Here is a 2,611-nt window from a genome sequence, read left to right on the forward strand (position 1 = left end):
CACGCAGCGAATCGCCGACGCCGTCGAGCGCCTGCTCGCGCGCGTCTCGGTCGAATAGCGCACCGATGCCCGGCAGTAGCCGAGCGACCCGCGGCAACATCGCAGCCATCAGCAACGGCACATACCCGACGTCGTTGCCGCCGATGGTGATGGTGACCAGCTCTTCGGAGCCGTCCAGCGCCTCGATTTGCGGTTGCGCTCCTCGCTGACTCTCGGCCAGCACGTGCGCGGTGGTGGCGCCGGAAAACGTGACGTCGAGCAGGTTGAGGTCCAGTTGTTCGGCGACCAGGTGGGCGTAGTTGCGTGCCGACCGACCTGAACGAAACGGCGCGTCCGGCGCACTGGGCCGGATCCCAGGACCGGCCGCCATCGAGCTGCCGAGCGCGACGTACCGCCGGCTCATCGGGTGGGACTCGACGCCTGAGCCCAGAATCGCTTCGGAATCCGCCCGGCGCGGCGGGCCAGATAGCCGGCGGTGACTGCGGCGGCCATCGCCGCGGCCATCGCGGCCGGATCGGCGGCCCGGGTCACGGCAGTCGCCAACAGCACTGCGTCACAGCCCAACTCCATGGCCAGCGCGGCGTCACTGGCGGTCCCGATGCCGGCGTCGAGGACGACGGGGACGCCGGCCTGGGCGACAATCATTTCGATGTTGTGCGGGTTGGCGATGCCCAGGCCCGTACCGATCGGCGAGCCCAGCGGCATCACTGCCGCGCAGCCGGTGTCCTCCAATCGTTTGGCCAGCACCGGGTCATCGTTGGCGTATGGCAGCACCACAAATCCATCATCGACCAATTGCTCTGCGGCGCTGACTAATTCGATGGCATCGGGCAGCAGCGTGCGTTCGTCGGCGATGACTTCTAGCTTGATCCATTCGGTGCCAAGGGCTTCGCGGGCCAGCTGCGCAGTCAGCACGGCCTCCGCGGCGCCACGGCAGCCCGCGGTGTTGGGCAGCGGAGTGATACCAAGTCGGCTCAACAGGTCGAGCATGCCCGTGCCACCCTCCGCGTCCACCCGCCGCATTGCCACGGTGGTCAGCTCGGTGCCGGAAGCGATCAGGGCCTCTTCGAGGACGGCGAGGTTAGAGGCGCCGCCGGTGCCCATGATTAGCCGCGATGTGAAGCTGCGCCCGGCGATTGTCAGTTTGGAATCAGCCACCTTGCACCGCCGTCACCACTTCGAGTTGGACCGGCGCGGAGAGCGCCGAAAGCCTTGTCGTCCAAGCAGACCGTGGTAGCACCGCTTGGTCGACGGCCACCGCAATGCCGCGGTCGGGATAGCCCAAGGACTGCAGCAGCGCCGCAACGGTGGTCTGCTCATCGACCTCGAGTTGCTCGGCGTTCAGGCGGATAATCATGGATGCGCTCCAACCGGAATCAATTCGGACACAATCTGTTCGGCAGTCCAGGGCGCCAGCAGAAAACCGGAGCGGCCGTGACCGGCGGCGATCAACGTTCGCGCATCCAACCGTCCCACCAGCGGTAGGTTATCCGGTGTCATCGGGCGCAGACCGGCGACACACTCCGCCAGCTCGTACTCGCCCAGAGCAGGCAGCACCGTACAGGCGTCGTCGAGCAGGTCACGCACGCCAGATACGCTCGGCGCAATATCGCGGCCGTGCTCGTACTGAGTGGCACCCACCACCACGCCGTCGCAGCGCGGCACCATATACACCTGCCGTCCATGCACGCGCGCGCGAATTACCCGCTGCGGCAATGGCATACACCCCTTCCGCCAGCGTAGCCGCAACACTTCGCCTTTCACCGGCCGAATGGGTAGACCGGGCCATAACGTCGGCGCATCGATGCCGTTGGCAATCACAACTGCGTCAGCCTGCAAAACGCCCAGGTCGCCCACCGGTCCGTCCCACTCCACGCCGAGCTCCTCACACGCCGCCGCCAGTCCCTCCAGCAGCGCGCGATTATCCACCGCCAATTCGGTGGGCGCCCGGAAGCCATGCCGAATGCCTTGTGCCAGCATCGGTTCCACGTCGCGGGCAGCCGACTCCCAAATCACCGGGTGACCTTGCGCGGACAGCCAGTCGGCGACCGTACGCAGCTCAGCGACATCAGCGCGATCGACAGCGACCACCAACGACTCCCGCGCCGTGATCACCCGCTCTGGCAGCCCGTCGGTGAATCCGCCCTGCTGCCATAGCCGCAGCGATTCCAGACCCAGCTGCAGCAACCTCTCCTCACCGGGCCAGCCTTCGCTGTGCGGCGCCAGCATGCCGGCCGCCACCCAGGACGCGCCGGGTTGGCCAGTGCGATGCACCCGCACCGCCCATCCGGCTTGCGCGGCGCGCCGCGCCACCGACAGCCCGATGACGCCGCCGCCGATGACGGCCAGCGATCCCGAGTCCGGTGGCATCTTCCGCTCCCTTCGCCGGCATGATCCGGATCAGGTTCGACGGTAAGGGCAGGCGCGCCCACTCTCAGACCCCGTCCCCGGGACTCCCGTGTCGACCCTCCACGCTAGCCGCTAGCGTCGCGATGTGCACCAAACCTCGACTCGGTTGGCGAGCGCGCGGCTGTATTTGTGTACCGACGCGCGCCGCGATCGAGGCGATCTGGCCCAGTTCGCCGACGCCGCCCTGGCCGGCGGGGTGGAC

Annotated in this window: 4 protein-coding genes, 1 pseudogene and 1 riboswitch; of the genes and pseudogenes, 1 reads left to right on the top strand and 4 read right to left on the bottom strand. The window is 67.7% G+C overall.

What is annotated here, in order from left to right:
- The 4 genes from WB785_RS21370 to thiO form a co-directional block, all read right to left on the bottom strand.
- Window positions 1–403 (bottom strand): SGNH/GDSL hydrolase family protein (locus WB785_RS21370; RefSeq protein ID WP_424081577.1); only part of this gene is annotated, 403 nt, incomplete at its 3' end.
- Window positions 400–1,158 carry a thiazole synthase gene (locus WB785_RS21375; RefSeq protein ID WP_424081579.1) on the bottom strand — a complete coding sequence of 253 codons (759 nt, stop codon included), beginning with the start codon at window positions 1,156–1,158 and terminating at the stop codon, window positions 400–402. The genes WB785_RS21375 and WB785_RS21370, both read right to left, overlap by 4 nt.
- Window positions 1,151–1,357, bottom strand: coding sequence for a sulfur carrier protein ThiS (gene thiS, locus WB785_RS21380; RefSeq protein ID WP_424081581.1), 207 nt, complete (start codon window positions 1,355–1,357; stop codon window positions 1,151–1,153). The genes WB785_RS21375 and thiS overlap by 8 nt, the downstream gene beginning before the upstream one ends.
- Window positions 1,354–2,370: a glycine oxidase ThiO gene (gene thiO / locus WB785_RS21385; protein ID WP_424081583.1), complete on the bottom strand. Its 1,017-nt coding sequence runs from the start codon at window positions 2,368–2,370 to the stop codon at window positions 1,354–1,356. The genes thiS and thiO overlap by 4 nt, the downstream gene beginning before the upstream one ends.
- Window positions 2,361–2,470, bottom strand: a riboswitch (TPP riboswitch). It overlaps the preceding gene by 10 nt.
- 24 nt (window positions 2,471–2,494) lie before the next feature.
- Between thiO and WB785_RS21390 the strand changes: the two are divergent.
- Window positions 2,495–2,611 (top strand): annotated as a pseudogene (locus WB785_RS21390) (thiamine phosphate synthase); the annotation flags it as partial.

Origin of the sequence: Mycobacterium sp. (assembly GCF_049585075.1) — a bacterium.
In the GTDB taxonomy this organism is placed as follows: Bacteria; Actinomycetota; Actinomycetes; order Mycobacteriales; family Mycobacteriaceae; genus Mycobacterium.

What these genes read in the sequence shown, in the direction of transcription:
- thiS (WP_424081581.1), bottom strand. Translation starts at nt 1,357, where the DNA reads ATGATTATCCGCCTGAACGCCGAGCAACTCGAGGTCGATGAGCAGACC.
- thiO (WP_424081583.1), bottom strand. Translation starts at nt 2,370, where the DNA reads ATGCCACCGGACTCGGGATCGCTGGCCGTCATCGGCGGCGGCGTCATC.